The sequence below is a fragment of the Enterococcus sp. C53 genome, from assembly GCF_040887425.1.
Taxonomy (GTDB): Bacteria; Bacillota; Bacilli; order Lactobacillales; family Enterococcaceae; genus Enterococcus_B; species Enterococcus_B hirae.
Map to the genome: position 1 here is coordinate 55,694 of NZ_JBFOFT010000011.1, position 13,546 is coordinate 69,239.

14 protein-coding genes, 1 pseudogene and 1 riboswitch are annotated in these 13,546 nt (G+C 37.4%); of the genes and pseudogenes, 2 read left to right on the top strand and 13 right to left on the bottom strand.

The annotated features are described in order from the left end of the window. Nucleotide 1: 1 nt before the first annotated feature. The 3 genes from purQ to purC are packed head-to-tail and all read right to left on the bottom strand — an operon-like array spanning nt 2 to nt 1,660. Nucleotides 2–673: a phosphoribosylformylglycinamidine synthase subunit PurQ gene (purQ, locus tag AB3I42_RS12495; protein WP_131773168.1), complete on the bottom strand. Its 672-nt coding sequence runs from the start codon at nt 671–673 to the stop codon at nt 2–4. A gap of 1 nt (nt 674) precedes the next feature. Next, a complete protein-coding gene (gene purS / locus AB3I42_RS12500) occupies nt 675–929 on the bottom strand; it encodes a phosphoribosylformylglycinamidine synthase subunit PurS (protein ID WP_010737437.1) in 255 nt (84 codons plus the stop codon). A gap of 14 nt (nt 930–943) precedes the next feature. Next, nucleotides 944–1,660: a phosphoribosylaminoimidazolesuccinocarboxamide synthase gene (purC, locus tag AB3I42_RS12505; RefSeq protein WP_181933684.1), complete on the bottom strand. Its 717-nt coding sequence runs from the start codon at nt 1,658–1,660 to the stop codon at nt 944–946. Nucleotides 1,661–1,921: 261 nt separating this feature from the next. On the opposite strand from purC, the gene AB3I42_RS12510 reads away from it, so the two are divergent. Beyond that, nucleotides 1,922–2,299: a hypothetical protein gene (locus AB3I42_RS12510; RefSeq protein ID WP_010737435.1), complete on the top strand. Its 378-nt coding sequence runs from the start codon at nt 1,922–1,924 to the stop codon at nt 2,297–2,299. 156 nt (nt 2,300–2,455) lie between these two features. Here the strand turns inward: AB3I42_RS12510 and purB are convergent, their stop codons facing one another. The 4 genes and pseudogenes from purB to AB3I42_RS12530 form a co-directional block, all read right to left on the bottom strand. Continuing rightward, the gene (gene purB / locus AB3I42_RS12515) at nt 2,456–3,763 is read right to left on the bottom strand and encodes an adenylosuccinate lyase (RefSeq protein WP_010737434.1); all 1,308 of its coding nucleotides are present in this window, start codon (nt 3,761–3,763) and stop codon (nt 2,456–2,458) included. A 13-nt stretch (nt 3,764–3,776) separates the two neighbouring features. Then, entirely contained in the window at nt 3,777–4,901 is a 1,125-nt protein-coding gene (purK, locus tag AB3I42_RS12520; protein WP_010737433.1) for a 5-(carboxyamino)imidazole ribonucleotide synthase, read from the bottom strand. Next, nucleotides 4,894–5,382 carry a 5-(carboxyamino)imidazole ribonucleotide mutase gene (gene purE, locus AB3I42_RS12525; RefSeq protein WP_368022534.1) on the bottom strand — a complete coding sequence of 163 codons (489 nt, stop codon included), beginning with the start codon at nt 5,380–5,382 and terminating at the stop codon, nt 4,894–4,896. The genes purK and purE overlap by 8 nt, the downstream gene beginning before the upstream one ends. 106 nt (nt 5,383–5,488) lie before the next feature. Then, nucleotides 5,489–6,407, bottom strand: a pseudogene (locus AB3I42_RS12530) (transposase); the annotation flags it as partial. Between the two features lie 339 nt (nt 6,408–6,746). On the opposite strand from AB3I42_RS12530, the gene AB3I42_RS12535 reads away from it, so the two are divergent. Next, complete coding sequence (locus AB3I42_RS12535; protein WP_081125630.1) at nt 6,747–8,024, top strand: hypothetical protein; 1,278 nt, start codon at nt 6,747–6,749, stop codon at nt 8,022–8,024. Nucleotides 8,025–8,227: 203 nt separating this feature from the next. On the opposite strand, the gene AB3I42_RS12540 is transcribed toward AB3I42_RS12535, so the two are convergent. The 6 genes from AB3I42_RS12540 to AB3I42_RS12565 all read right to left on the bottom strand — a co-directional run bounded on the left by AB3I42_RS12540 (nt 8,228) and on the right by AB3I42_RS12565 (nt 13,380). Next, nucleotides 8,228–9,538, bottom strand: a complete 1,311-nt coding sequence (locus AB3I42_RS12540) for a nucleobase:cation symporter-2 family protein (protein WP_010737429.1) — start codon at nt 9,536–9,538, stop codon at nt 8,228–8,230. A 2-nt stretch (nt 9,539–9,540) separates the two neighbouring features. Beyond that, a complete protein-coding gene (locus AB3I42_RS12545; RefSeq protein ID WP_010719393.1) occupies nt 9,541–10,122 on the bottom strand; it encodes a xanthine phosphoribosyltransferase in 582 nt (193 codons plus the stop codon). A gap of 151 nt (nt 10,123–10,273) precedes the next feature. After that, nucleotides 10,274–10,371: riboswitch (purine riboswitch) on the bottom strand. A 321-nt stretch (nt 10,372–10,692) separates the two neighbouring features. After that, nucleotides 10,693–11,376, bottom strand: coding sequence for a hypothetical protein (locus tag AB3I42_RS12550; protein WP_010737428.1), 684 nt, complete (start codon nt 11,374–11,376; stop codon nt 10,693–10,695). A gap of 22 nt (nt 11,377–11,398) precedes the next feature. Then, nucleotides 11,399–12,016: a glycoside hydrolase family 73 protein gene (locus AB3I42_RS12555; RefSeq protein ID WP_081123448.1), complete on the bottom strand. Its 618-nt coding sequence runs from the start codon at nt 12,014–12,016 to the stop codon at nt 11,399–11,401. A gap of 9 nt (nt 12,017–12,025) precedes the next feature. Then, the gene (locus tag AB3I42_RS12560; protein WP_010737426.1) at nt 12,026–12,829 is read right to left on the bottom strand and encodes a D-alanyl-D-alanine carboxypeptidase family protein; all 804 of its coding nucleotides are present in this window, start codon (nt 12,827–12,829) and stop codon (nt 12,026–12,028) included. 14 nt (nt 12,830–12,843) lie between these two features. Continuing rightward, entirely contained in the window at nt 12,844–13,380 is a 537-nt protein-coding gene (locus AB3I42_RS12565; RefSeq protein WP_014834723.1) for a hypothetical protein, read from the bottom strand. Between the last annotated feature and the right edge of the window lie 166 nt (nt 13,381–13,546).

Here is a 13,546-nt window from a genome sequence, read left to right on the forward strand (position 1 = left end):
CTTAGACAGTCACCTTTCCAAAATTTTTTAACATCGATGCAAAAAATCGTTTTCCGTCTTCTGATCCTAGTAACGCCTCCATTGCCCGTTCTGGATGAGGCATCATTCCCAACACATTTCCTGCTTTATTGGTGATCCCTGCAATATTTGCGACACTACCATTGATATTCTCAGCGTAAGTAAAAACGATTTGATTATTGGCTTTTAACTCTTGCAACGTTTGATCATCGCAAAAATAATTTCCTTCGCCATGAGCGACAGGCAGCTGAATGATCTCATCGGTTTCATACTCCGAAGTAAAGGCTGTCTGGTTGTTAACTTTCAAAGGAACAGTTTTGCAAATGAAGCGCAAAGAATCATTTTTTTTTAACACGCCTGGAAGAAGACCCGCTTCTGTAAGGATTTGAAACCCATTACATGTACCAAAGACTGGTTTTCCTTCCTCCGCAAAACGAACAACTTCTTTCATGATAGCTGAAAAACGCGCAATAGCTCCACAGCGTAAGTAATCGCCATAAGAAAAACCACCAGGGAGCAATACGCCGTCATAGCCTTGTAGAGAGGTTTCATCGTAACGAACATACTCAGCTTCTACTCCCACAATGTCACGAATTGCCCACAGCATATCCGCATCACAGTTCGAACCAGGAAAGACAATCACGGCAAATTTCATGCTAGATTCCCTCCAATTGTTCGATTTCATAACGATACGTTTCCATGTTGACGTTAGCTAATAGTTTGTCACAAATTCCTTCAATCGTTTCCTCTACTGCGCTAGCTTCTGCTGAAACTTGGATCTCAAAATATTTACCGATTCGGATATCTTCAACAGTTTCATATCCCAAACGATGGACCGCATTTTTCACTGCTTCTCCTTGAGGATCTAATACAGAATCTTTATAGGTGACATAAACTTTTACAAAATACATTTCATTTTCCCCTCTCATAAACCAACTTGTGTTAAACGTGTCAAAACTTCTTGATATACTGGGACAATCTCCCCAATTTTTCGTCGATAAACATCTTTGTCCATGTGTTCGTTTGTTTTCAGATCCCATAATCGACAAGTGTCAGGCGAAATTTCATCTCCTAATACGATTTCGCCCGTAGCTGTTTTCCCAAATTCCAGTTTGAAATCAATTAACTGTAAATCGATTTTCTCAAATAGTTGGATTAACAAATGATTGATTTTTCTAGCCTGTGTCTTTAATTCAGTAATTTCAGCTTCATCTGCAATTTGTAAAAACAGCACATGTTCATCATTGATAAATGGATCATCTAATTGATCGTCTTTGTAATAAAATTCGACAATTGGTGTGGGTAATTTTTGTCCTTCAGGAATCGCCAACCGTTTTGAAAAACTACCAGCTGCACTATTTCTGACTACCACTTCTAAGGGAAGAATATTTAATTTTTTCACTAATTGTTCGTTTTTTCCGATTTGTTGAATAAAGTGATTGGCAATCCCTTGTTCGGATAAATAATGGAAGACTTTACTTGTGATTTGATTGTTCAGTTCCCCTTTTCCATTTACTTGGTCTTTCATCAAGCCATTTAAAGCGGTAGCTTGGTCCAAGTATTCCACCCAAATCACCTGTTCATCTGAAGTATGGTACATTTTTTTGGCTTTTCCTTCATACAGCAAATCTTTCTGTTCCATTTCGGCATCTCCTTAAATTCTTGACGATCACAACAAATATTATTTTTTCGTTCGTCTTTTCACTTTAAATTTTAACAAGTGTTTTTATCCTGTTCAATAAAAACATGTACATTTATAGCATTAAAATTGTCTAATGTTCGTGTTTAATCAAAAAATTCTTCCCTGGAAAAATAATAAGCGTTTACACCTATAATAATTGATGCTATAGTAGGATTAGAATGATTCTGGATATTTATTCAAGGAATTCAAGGAGGTAGCGAAATGGAAGAGGCCGCAGTTTGTGCCCAATGTTTTTTAATGGATTTATCGCCCGAGGAAACGTCACGTTTATATAATGACCTGTTGTCTATCAAAGATGTCTACTTATGTAATAAAGATACGAGTTTTTATACCTTCAGAAAAATCCGTCGTGCGGCAAAGCGCCATACTGAGTGTCGAAAGCGCACATTTGAATATCAAACATTTTCTGAACATCAACTCGTGATCAGTCAGATACACGAACAAAAATTATTCAAAAATCATTATCGTATCCAAGTCACTTATGATCAGCAAGAATTCGATTATACTTTTATCGAAGAATTATTGAGTTTGCTTCATACTAAACATTTTAACTATTCCGCTCAAGCCCTTTACGGATAGTTTTCTCATGCTATTATCAAGCAACATCATGAAATGAATCAAAATAGCTAAAAAGAACCCCGACCAGTTGAGTTATTTGTGTCAAGGTTCTTTTTTATTACATTTCAGTAAAAGAGTGGCTGCTTCTAGCAATCCGAAGCAAGCCACTCATTTTGATTATTTGTCTTTTTCTCCTAAACCAACACGGTCAAAGATCACATCCACATTTTTCAAGTGATGATGGTAGTCAAATGCGTCATCGATCTCTTCTTTTGTTAAAACAGAAGTAACCGTTGGATCCTCTTCAAGTAAAGGTCTAAATTGAACTTGATGATCCCATGCATAAGCTGTTTTAGGTTGAACCAAGTCGTAAGCTTCTTCTCTTGTCATACCTTTGTCAATCAGTTTCAACATCACACGTTGACTATAGATCAAGCCAAAAGTAGCTTCCATGTTACGTTTCATATTCTCAGGAAAGACCGTCAGATTTTTTACGATATTTCCAAAACGATTCAACATATAGTCCAATAAAATTGTTGTATCAGGTAAAATGATTCGTTCTGCTGACGAATGAGAGATATCTCTTTCATGCCACAACGAAACATTTTCATAGGCTGTGACCATATGACCACGAATCACTCGAGCAAGTCCAGCCATGTTTTCTGAACCGATTGGGTTTCGTTTATGAGGCATTGCTGAAGACCCTTTTTGTCCTTTAGCGAAGAACTCTTCTACTTCTCTCGTTTCTGATTTTTGCAAACCACGGATTTCTGTTGCAAAACGTTCGATGCTGGTAGCAATCAATGCCATAGTCGCAAAGTACTCTGCGTGGAGATCACGTGGGAGCACTTGCGTAGATATCTCTTGCGGACGAATCCCTAATTTTTCACACACATATTCTTCAATAAATGGCGGAATGTTCGCAAATGTTCCTACCGCTCCTGATATCTTACCTGCTTCAACACCTTTGGCTGCATGCTCAAAACGTTCAATATTTCGTTTCATTTCTGAATACCAAGTAGCTAATTTCAAGCCAAATGTCGTTGGTTCAGCATGAACGCCATGCGTTCTTCCCATCATCACTGTGTACTTATGTTCTTTAGCTTTTTCACCAATAATTGCCGTAAAACGTTTCAAATCATCTCGTAAAAGATCATTTGCTTGTTTGATTTGATAGCCATAAGCTGTATCCACGACATCAGTACTCGTTAAGCCGTAGTGGACCCACTTACGTTCTTCGCCTAATGTTTCAGAAACTGCTCGAGTAAAGGCAACAACGTCGTGACGTGTTTCCTTTTCAATTTCCAAAATACGTTCAATATCAAAAGATGCATGTTCACGAATTTTTTTGACATCTTCTTTAGGAATTTCTCCTAATTCTGCCCATGCTTCGTCAGCTAAAATTTCTACCTCCAGCCAAGCTTGGTATTTGTTTTGTTCTGTCCAGATATTGCCCATTTCAGGTCGTGTATAACGTTCTAACATCAATTTTTCTCCTTTAATCCCAAATATTGGTTTTCTTTATTTCATCCAAAGTTTGTTGAATGTCTTCAGTTACGATAGTAATATGCCCCATTTTACGACCCTTTTTCGCTTGTGCTTTCCCATAAAAATGAAATTGCCAATCTGGTTTTTTATCGATCAAATGATAGCTTTCTAATAACTGCTCGCCCAATACATTGACCATCACTGCCTCACTCAATAAACGGACTTTTTTACTTAATGGCCAACCACATATTCCCCGAATATGGGCATCAAATTGACTCATCGAGCATGCTTCAATGGAGTAATGTCCCGAGTTGTGAGGTCGTGGTGCTAATTCATTCACATATAAACCACCAGTTTTTGTTAAAAACATTTCAATGCAAAGTACGCCAGATAAGCTCATTCCTTCAGCGATGACTCGAGCAATCCGCTCTGCTTCTTCAACAACCTCATCAGCGATTGCTGCTGGTGCAATCGTTTCATGTAAAATGTTGTTACGGTGGATATTTTCGACCACTGGAAATGTACTATAATCCCCTTGTCCGTTTCCAGCAACTAAGATCGAGATTTCTTTTTCAAAGGGAATCCATGCTTCCAATACACAGGTCCCTTCCCTTAGTAAATCCATTGCTGGCGCAAGGTCTGCCCGACTTTTCAAGACGTATTGTCCCTTGCCGTCATATCCACCTCGTGTCGTTTTCAACACACAAGGATAACCAATACCATCAATGGCATCTTGAATATCGGTTGGACTTACAATTGTCGCATAAGGGGCAATAACGATATTATTCGTTTCTAAAAAAGATTTTTCTAAAAGACGATCTTGGGTGATCGCTAATAAATCAGTTCCTTGAGGAATAAACGACATAGAGGAAATGGCATTTAATGCTTCCACACTGACGTTTTCAAATTCATACGTGATAACATCTGTTCGTCTAGCAAGTTCTTCCAATGCAAAAGTATCATCGTATGTTCCTTGAATATACCAATCAGCTACTTGAGCTGCTGGACAATTCGTTACAGGATCAAGAACCCCGACTTTAAAGCCCATTTCTTTTGCACTGATCGCCATCATCAGTCCTAATTGTCCGCCACCGACAATTCCGATCGTTGATCCAGGCAACAAAGGTTTAACCAAGTTGATCACTACTTTCTATCACAGTTTCAGCTAACATTAACCGTCTTTTCGCTAACTTAGCCTCCAACTTTAAATCATACATTGAAAGCATCTCAACCGCAAGTAGTCCAGCGTTAATTGCCCCCGCTTTTCCAATCGCCGTCGTTGCCACAGGAACACCACCAGGCATCTGGACAATAGATAATAGCGAATCTAATCCGTTCAATGTTCGTGTTTGTACCGGAACGCCAATTACTGGTAAGGTTGTTTGAGAAGCCATCATTCCTGGCAGATGAGCGGCTCCACCTGCTCCAGCAATGATTACTTTGATTCCCCTTGCTCGTGCTTCTTTGGCATACTGAAACATCAGATCAGGTGTACGATGCGCAGAGACGACTTTCTTTTCATAAGCCACCTCAAACTCTTCTAGAATCTCGCAAGTATTTTTCATCGTTTCCCAATCAGATGTACTCCCCATAATTACCGCAACCTTGATTGTCATACATTTCTCCTTTCTCTACTTTCACATTCATATTTTAGCAATCGATTTTTTTGATGTCAAAGAATTTTCGAATATTATAAAGATTTTCAGCTTTAATGTTCGGTATTTATATCAGCAAAAAAACGAGAGTGAGACAATCGTTCTTTCTCAAAAAGAAAATAAGTTCGATTTTGATGTTTATTGTCAAAATCGAACTTATTTTTTCTGTTATGCGCACTTTCCTCTCCATATATTTTCCTTATTTCCTTAAATTTAATGCCATCAGTGCCAAACCAATATCTATCGTTGCTCCTTGTTTCCCACGCAAATGGAAACGATGGAACGCCAAGTGAGCCTTCAGATATCCGAATGCGGGTTCGACATCCATTTTTCGTTTCCGATAAATCGAACCAGTTTTCTCCTCTAGAAGCTTTTTTCTGCATTCTGCTTTGAAATAGCGCCAATTATTATTTACTTGAATTTTTCGCTTTTGTTCACTTTTCACACGCGTACATTGACGACGAACTGGACAGTTCCGACAATCCTCACATTCATAGATTTTGAAATCTCGAATAAAGCCGCCTTTCTCTTTTCTGCGACTATAATTTTTGAACGGTACCGGACGATTCGCCGGGGTCTTGTTCTTCAAGATAACGCCAATTCTCCACGTTAAACGGATTCTCCTTGTCCTTCTTTTTATTTTCTTTGTAATAACTGCCATAGGTAATCAAGGGAGTTATATGTAGAACATCGTTGATATACATGTAAATTTCTTCGCTACCATACCCTGCATCTGCCACAATGTACTCCGGCAACTCCTTATGTTGGTCTAAAAAACTATCTAAAAATGGCTTCAATATTTTGGTGTCTGTGGGATTCGGAAATAATTCATAGCTCAAAACATACTGATTTTCGGTGGTGATTTGTAAATGATAACCTGGTTTGAGCTGTCCATTTCGCATATAATCGTCTTTCATCCGCATAAAGGCGGCATCAGTAAATGTTCTACATCTAGTGGTAAAGTTGTTTGGTTGATGGTATTATTTTTAAACATAAAGCACACTCCTTTGATTTTTGTTTAAGCACTTGAATCATACAAGGTTGTGTGCTTTTTGTGTGCCTTAAAATCAAAAAAAAATGGGACAATAATCAGATTTTTTCTGACTATTGTCCCACTCTCTAATCTTAGTATGTTTTTGTAAATGGAAACAATAAATTTCGTGGGAACTATCATATCCTTTGTATAGATTTATGTAATTATCCATTATACAAGTAGAAGAAAAGAGTAGTTTTTCATCTTTTCCTAACAAAAGAAATTATTAGAATATAACTATAATCTTAACGTGTTAAGATTGAACTATGAATAAAAATAGAGGAGTGAAGAGATGAAAGAATGGTATGAAGGGTTTCACTTTACAAAAGATGAGATTAACAGTCAAAGAAAAATAACTGAAAAAGCAAAACAAGCCCTTAATGTGAAACATGAATATTCATCAGCGAGCAAAGTGGCGAAAGAAAACTACGAAAAAGAAAATAAATGCTTGGAATATATGAAAAGTCATCATCAAGAAGAAAAGGATCAATCAGCATTTAGCGCAAAAGAAATAGATGAAGCAAAAGTACAAGTGTATAAATTGGAAATGCAGCATGCTCGGATATCCGATCCTTTTGGCAATGAAGCATTAAAAATATCAGAAAAACTTAAATATGCCAAAAACAGATACAATCATATGGAAAACATAAATAAACCCAAAGTACAACGACAGCAAAAAGCGAAAGAGACAGAACAAGCAGCGGCTAATTTGGGCACGTTACAAGCACTGAGAGAACAAAGAGAAGAACCTGATGATAAAAAAATTAAGGTGTATATGGACAATTTTAAAAAGTCAAACAACCAGTTAGAAGCAAAATACAATAACTTAACGACTAACAGTCCTGATAAAAATGGAAAACTCAAAGAAAACCAATTTGAGGAAATCACAAACACTGTGCAGTATGTTAAAGATAATAAACATAAAATGTCCCTGCTAGATAAAAAAGAGTCTAGAATCCAAGATAAATTAAGTAATGAAAAAGAGAGCCGAAAGAACATAAAAAATCAAATAAATGAAATAGATAATTCGTCATTTTTCAATAAAATTATAGTGTATTTTACAGGAGAGAAGAGAGATTTAACGAAAAAATTAGACACAAAAGATCAAAATATAGTAACTTATAATAAAGAATTGAGTACGATATCTGTAGATAAAGCAGCATATATAATGGAGAGTGAAGCAGCAATAGATAAAATGTTACCCATAAGTCAAGAAAAACAGGCTGAGCTTAATGCTTTAAAAACGAATCTCAAAACTTTGATGAATGAGGTGAATCATTTATCTAAAAATACACAAGTAACCCAACAAATTGATCCCAAATTCAAGGATGATTTGACAAACTTAGAAAATTCGAATAAAATACTTTCGGAAAAAATTAAGAATTCAATAAAAATAGTTCAAAATTTAGCTGACCAAAAAAAGGAATTTGCAACAATGAGGGGTCAAAGTACATTTATTGATCTAAAAGAAAATGCGAAGGAAAAACAAAGTGAAATTGTAAGTCAAGGGAAACAACCTGAAAAAAGTAAACAACCAGATAAATCAGAGCGGGGTTCCTCTTTTGCATAGCATAAATAGCATATAATAAGTATAGAATATTGATTTTAGCGTATACATAAAGAAATAAACTAGAACGAGGTTGAGACAAAGGTATTTAGCGTCAAGAAATAAGCAGGAATTTCCAAAATTTGCTTTTCAACTTTTTGGTCAATCCCTGCTTATTTTTCGAAGATATTACTTTTGTCTCAGTCTCATTTTTAGGACGATTCAAGTTATTTTTTTGCTAATGCTTCTTCAATAATCTCTTCATCTTTTTTCAACCCGTTAAAAACAAGATTCAAAACGATCGCTGTCACGCTACTCATGACGATCCCATTCCCCGTAAACATTTGAACTGTTGGGGGTAATTGGCTAAATAAAGTCGGCATAATATTGAATCCTAAGCCAAAACCAATCGAAACAGCAGTAATCAAGAGATTTTTGTCATTCGTAAAATCAACTTCCATCAACATCCGAATACCTTGAACAGCAACCATCCCAAACATGACTAACATACCGCCACCTAGAACTGGCTCTGGAATGATTTGTGCTAAAGCACCTATTTTAGGAAATAATCCAAGAATAATCAAAAAAATTGCAGAGAAATAAATTGGTTTTCTTGTCTTGATACCAGAAAGTTGGACTAGCCCAACATTTTGAGAAAAACCAGTGTAAGGGAAAGTATTGAAAATCCCACCTAAAATAACCGCCAGACCTTCGGCACGATAGCCTTTTTTCAATTCTTCTTCGCCCACTTTTTGTCCAGTGATATCCCCTAGCGCAAAGTAAACACCTGTTGACTCTACCATACTCACAATAGAAATAATGATCATCAACAAGATCGACCAGACATCAAAAGTTGGTTTTCCAAAATAAAAAGGTTGAGGCACGTGAAAAACAGGTGCTTGACCAATCGCACTTAAATCCACCATTCCCAGTACAGCAGCTAAAATACTCCCGCCAACTAAACCGATCAGTACAGCAATTGAGCGAACAAACCCTTTAGCTAACATTTGTACTCCGACGATCAGTGCAATTGTAACGAAAGCTAGCAATAAATTGGTTTGATTTCCAAAATTAGTCGCAGATGAATCGCCACCGCCCATTTTTTCGATTGCAACTGGAATCAACGTCAACCCAATCACGGTAATGACCGTCCCAGTCACGATCGGCGGAAATAATCGTTTGATCTTTGAGAAAAATCCAGACACTAAAACAACAAAAATACCAGAAGCGATAATCGAACCATAAATTGCCCCAACACCTTGGTCGCTCCCAATTAGGATCAGTGGTGCAACTGCTTGAATGGCACAACCTAAAACAACTGGCAACCCAATACCAAAAAAACGATTAACCGTCAATTGTAATAATGTTGCTAAGCCACACATAAAAATATCAATCGAGATCAAGTACGTCATTTGCTCTTGATTAAACCCTAGTCCCGTACCGATCAGCAAAGGAACAGCAACTGCCCCAGCATACATTGCTAAGAGATGTTGTAAACCTAATACTGCGGCTTGGCCATTTTTTGTTTCTTTCTCCACCTTTATGCATCCTCCTCAAGAAATTCAACTTGTCCGTTGGATAATGCCGCAATTCGTGCCAATGAAACAACTTTCAAGCCCATTTCTTCTAATAGCTGACGGCCATCTTGGAACGATTTTTCAATCAGGATGCCGATCCCTTCGACTCCTGCACCTGCTTGGCGGCACAATTCAACCAACCCTTTCGCCGCTTGACCGTTCGCTAAGAAATCATCAATGATTAAAACCTTGTCCTCTGCAGATAAAAATTTACGAGAGATAGAAATCGTACTAGTCACTTGTTTTGTAAAGGAATAAACAGAAGTAGTCAGCAATTCTTCATCCATCGTCAAGCTTTTGGCTTTTCTGGCAAAAATCATTGGTACATTTAATGTCTGTGCCACAAATAAAGCTGGTGCAATTCCAGAAGCTTCAATCGTTACCACTTTAGTGATTCCTTGATCTTTGAAAACTTCCGCAAATCGTTGGCCTATTTGTTCCATTAATACCGGATCCACTTGATGCGTCACAAAGCTATCTACTTTTAAGACGCCTTCACCTAGCACACGGCCATCTTTTTGAATACGTTCCACTAATTCTTTCACTTTATTTTCCCCTTTTTCATTTATTGATATCAAAGCTAACCACTATTCGACCTCATGGATCACCCTTTCAAGGTTTCAAGCTCGTGCGAAATACGCAAAAATGCCTGCTTTTTAAACAAAAAAACCCTTTTACTAAATAAGTAAAAAGGGTGCAAGACACTCTTTCACTTATAGTCCAGCATTTACGGTGCTGGCTAGAAACTGTCATCCTTATCATGACGATATATAAGTGGGCTATATCACTACGTTCCTTCGATCCTCTTAAGAAACAAAATAGTGATCTATTTTGCTCAAGTAGTCTAGAAGTAGCTTTAATAAAATATGTTGATTGGTTCAAGCATTCATAATCGTTGTTTGGCACTTTTAATGTTAGCTTTTGTTCCAAACGATGAAAACAGTTTAACATCTGTTTCAGAAAGTGACAACCAACTTTCACTATTTTTTTCTAAAATCTAATATTTTTGATCTCACTCAGCAAGGTTGTTCGGTATTTATGACAGAAATAAAGAGAAAAAAGAGAATTTACGTGAGTGCCACGATTTTTTCTCTTTTTTGACTTGTTTTTGATTATTATGATTCCTCTTGCTTTTCAAGTTGTCGATACTTTTCCATTTTACGACTAAATAATTCCCCGTTACTTGGAGGAGTATAGGTAATAGCGTTCGCTCCAGCTTTGATCGTATCCAAGATGCTTTGATCTGTTGGACCACCAGTAGCAATAATCGGTAGTTCCGGATACTTTTCTCGGAAAAATTTTACCGTTTCAGTTGTTTCTTTCCCTGCACTGATATTGATGATCGTAATACCTGCTGCCAATTTTTCATCGATTTCTGTATATTTCGATGTCACTGTACTAATCACTGGGATATCCACTGCACGACAAACTTCTTGAACTGTTTCAAGTGGTGTGGGTGCATTTAAAACGACTCCTAACGATCCTTGCGCTTCAGCGAATAAGCTCATGTAAGAAGAGCGCGTGCCTTGCGTTAGACCTCCGCCAACACCTGAAAATACTGGAATGTCTGCTGCTTCGATAATACTTTTAGTGATTGCAGGATGCGGAGTAAATGGGTACACAGCAATCACGGCATTTGCATTTGTATTCCGGACAATTGCTATATCAGTAGTAAAAATAATCGATCGGATCAGTTTTCCAAAAATCTTAATACCACTTGCCTCCATAATGACCTCCGGTACTCTAACGATATCTTTTCGTAACTCGGTCATAATTTCAGGGGTAAATTGCTCTGCCATCTTGCCACTCCCTTTTTCATAGTTATTGATCATATTGATCCAAGTGATAGGTTTCAATGACTTGGATAATTTTTTGTGCGTAGGAAGGGTCAGTTGCGTAGCCTGCGTCTTGCAGTGCTTGGGCAGCTTCACGATAGTTCGTAGCCGTGATCACTTTTTCATATAATGCTGGATTCCAATCTACCCCATTCACAAAAAGTTGTGTGTGAGAGTCCATCGATTGTTCCCATGAATCATACACGCGAAAATCTCCTTGGATCGTGACCCATTCTTCATTCACAAATTCCTTTGTTTCTAAATTGACCTTTTTTTGATCACCATATGCTTTAATTCCAAAAAGATTATTGTATTGACTGGCTAACGTACTCTCGCCCCAGTTTGATTCAAGAATTGCCTGACCTAAAATGATACTTGGGAGAACGCCATAGCCGGTTTGTAATTCTTTCGCATGAGGAGCTAATCGATCAATAAATTGTTGATGTGTTTGTGCCTCATTGTTATTCTGTTCTTGCCCAACAATAGGCGCTGACAAGCCTCGTAAAGAGAGAACAAAAGCTATCATCAACAATATTCCACCAAAAATCACAGCAATCAAGCGTAATGAATTACGTTTTTGTTTCTTCCATTTTTTTTTGGCCATTCACTACTCCTATTTCTTTTGTAATTGTTCTAAGTATTCTTCTAATGTGATATCATGTTTCGAAATATAGGCCGCACTTTCTTCTCCAACATAACGTAGGTGCCATGGTTCATACGTGATTTTTGTAATATCTTGACGATCTTTAGGATAACGTATGATAAATCCATATTTAGGCGCATTTTCAGCAATCCATTTTGCCCCTGGTTGATCTCCATAACTTGCCTCTAAAAGCTGTGAAGGATAATTATTATACCAATTTTCATCCACTACATCGACCGCTAAGCCTGTATGATGTTCGCTATGTCCAGGGACGGTGATTGTTTGTTTCGTGATTGCTGTCGCCTCTTCTTCTGAAACATGTTGACTACTCATCACTTCTTGGACATTTTGTGTAAACACCTGTTGCTGTGCTGCAACCGAACGATATGCGGAGACCATCACTAAAGGAAACCCTGCAGATTGTGCTGCTTTCGCAAAATCTTCATAATGGGATTCGATACGTTTATCGATCAAATAACCATTGGGCAGTGATGCCAGTTGCGTGTCTTCATTGATTTCTTTTTCGATTTTATGATCAGGTCCTACCAAGACAAGATCCCAATCGGTCGATTGAACCTTTGGTAGATCTTCACTTTTTTTGGTTGAATCCTTCACTTTAGTTTCTTTGGAACTCTTTGTTGTCTGTTTGGTTACTTGTTCAGTTGTTTGATTTTCTGCTTGGACGTCAGATTTCATGTGTTGCTCGCTTACAAAGATGTACCCCATTGCGGCAACCATGATCACAACTGCTCCAAACCCTAAAACTTTATTCACTCTTAAAAATCCTCTCATTCCTTTTTATGTTCATTTTTTTCATGAACATAGGTTTCTTCCAAATTCTCGTTTACCCAATCCAACAGTTCCAATTTCTCGCCTTCGATCTGTCTTTGAACGTCTGCAGGTAATCGAAAGTTCAAGATGTCGTCATAACCCCATTCATCATAATTAATACTTACCTTCAAGTCAAGGAACCCTGTAAGATATTGATCGTTTTTTAATGGAATCAATTCGACTTTGGCAGGACCATCCGTTAACCATTTTTGAGCGATTCTCGTTTTGATTTGTTTATACTCTGCCACTGCAGTCGTCCTTTTTTCAGGGAAAATGATCGTTTGTCGTAAAATCTTTTGCGTAAGCATCCATTCATAATCAGTAAACAGGTTTTTGATTTTCTGCATGGTTTCAGATGGAAGGTTCTTCTCTCCTCGTTTCCAGCCTTCCCACTGCGCTTCGTCAATTACTAAATAGTCCTCTAAAAAATTCTTTTCTGTTGCGTACTGTTCCAGTAATACACTAAGAATCAAATCAACATAAACTTGATGCATAAAAGTTTCCCCCTCTACTCATTTTACTTAAATTTCAAAAAAATTCACTACGGCTTTACTTTTTCTTATTAAAGTACTCTAACACAAATTTTAACGATTCATTTGGTATAATTAAACAAGGACAATGGCATTTTTTCATTTCATTCACTATATTAAATATAACACG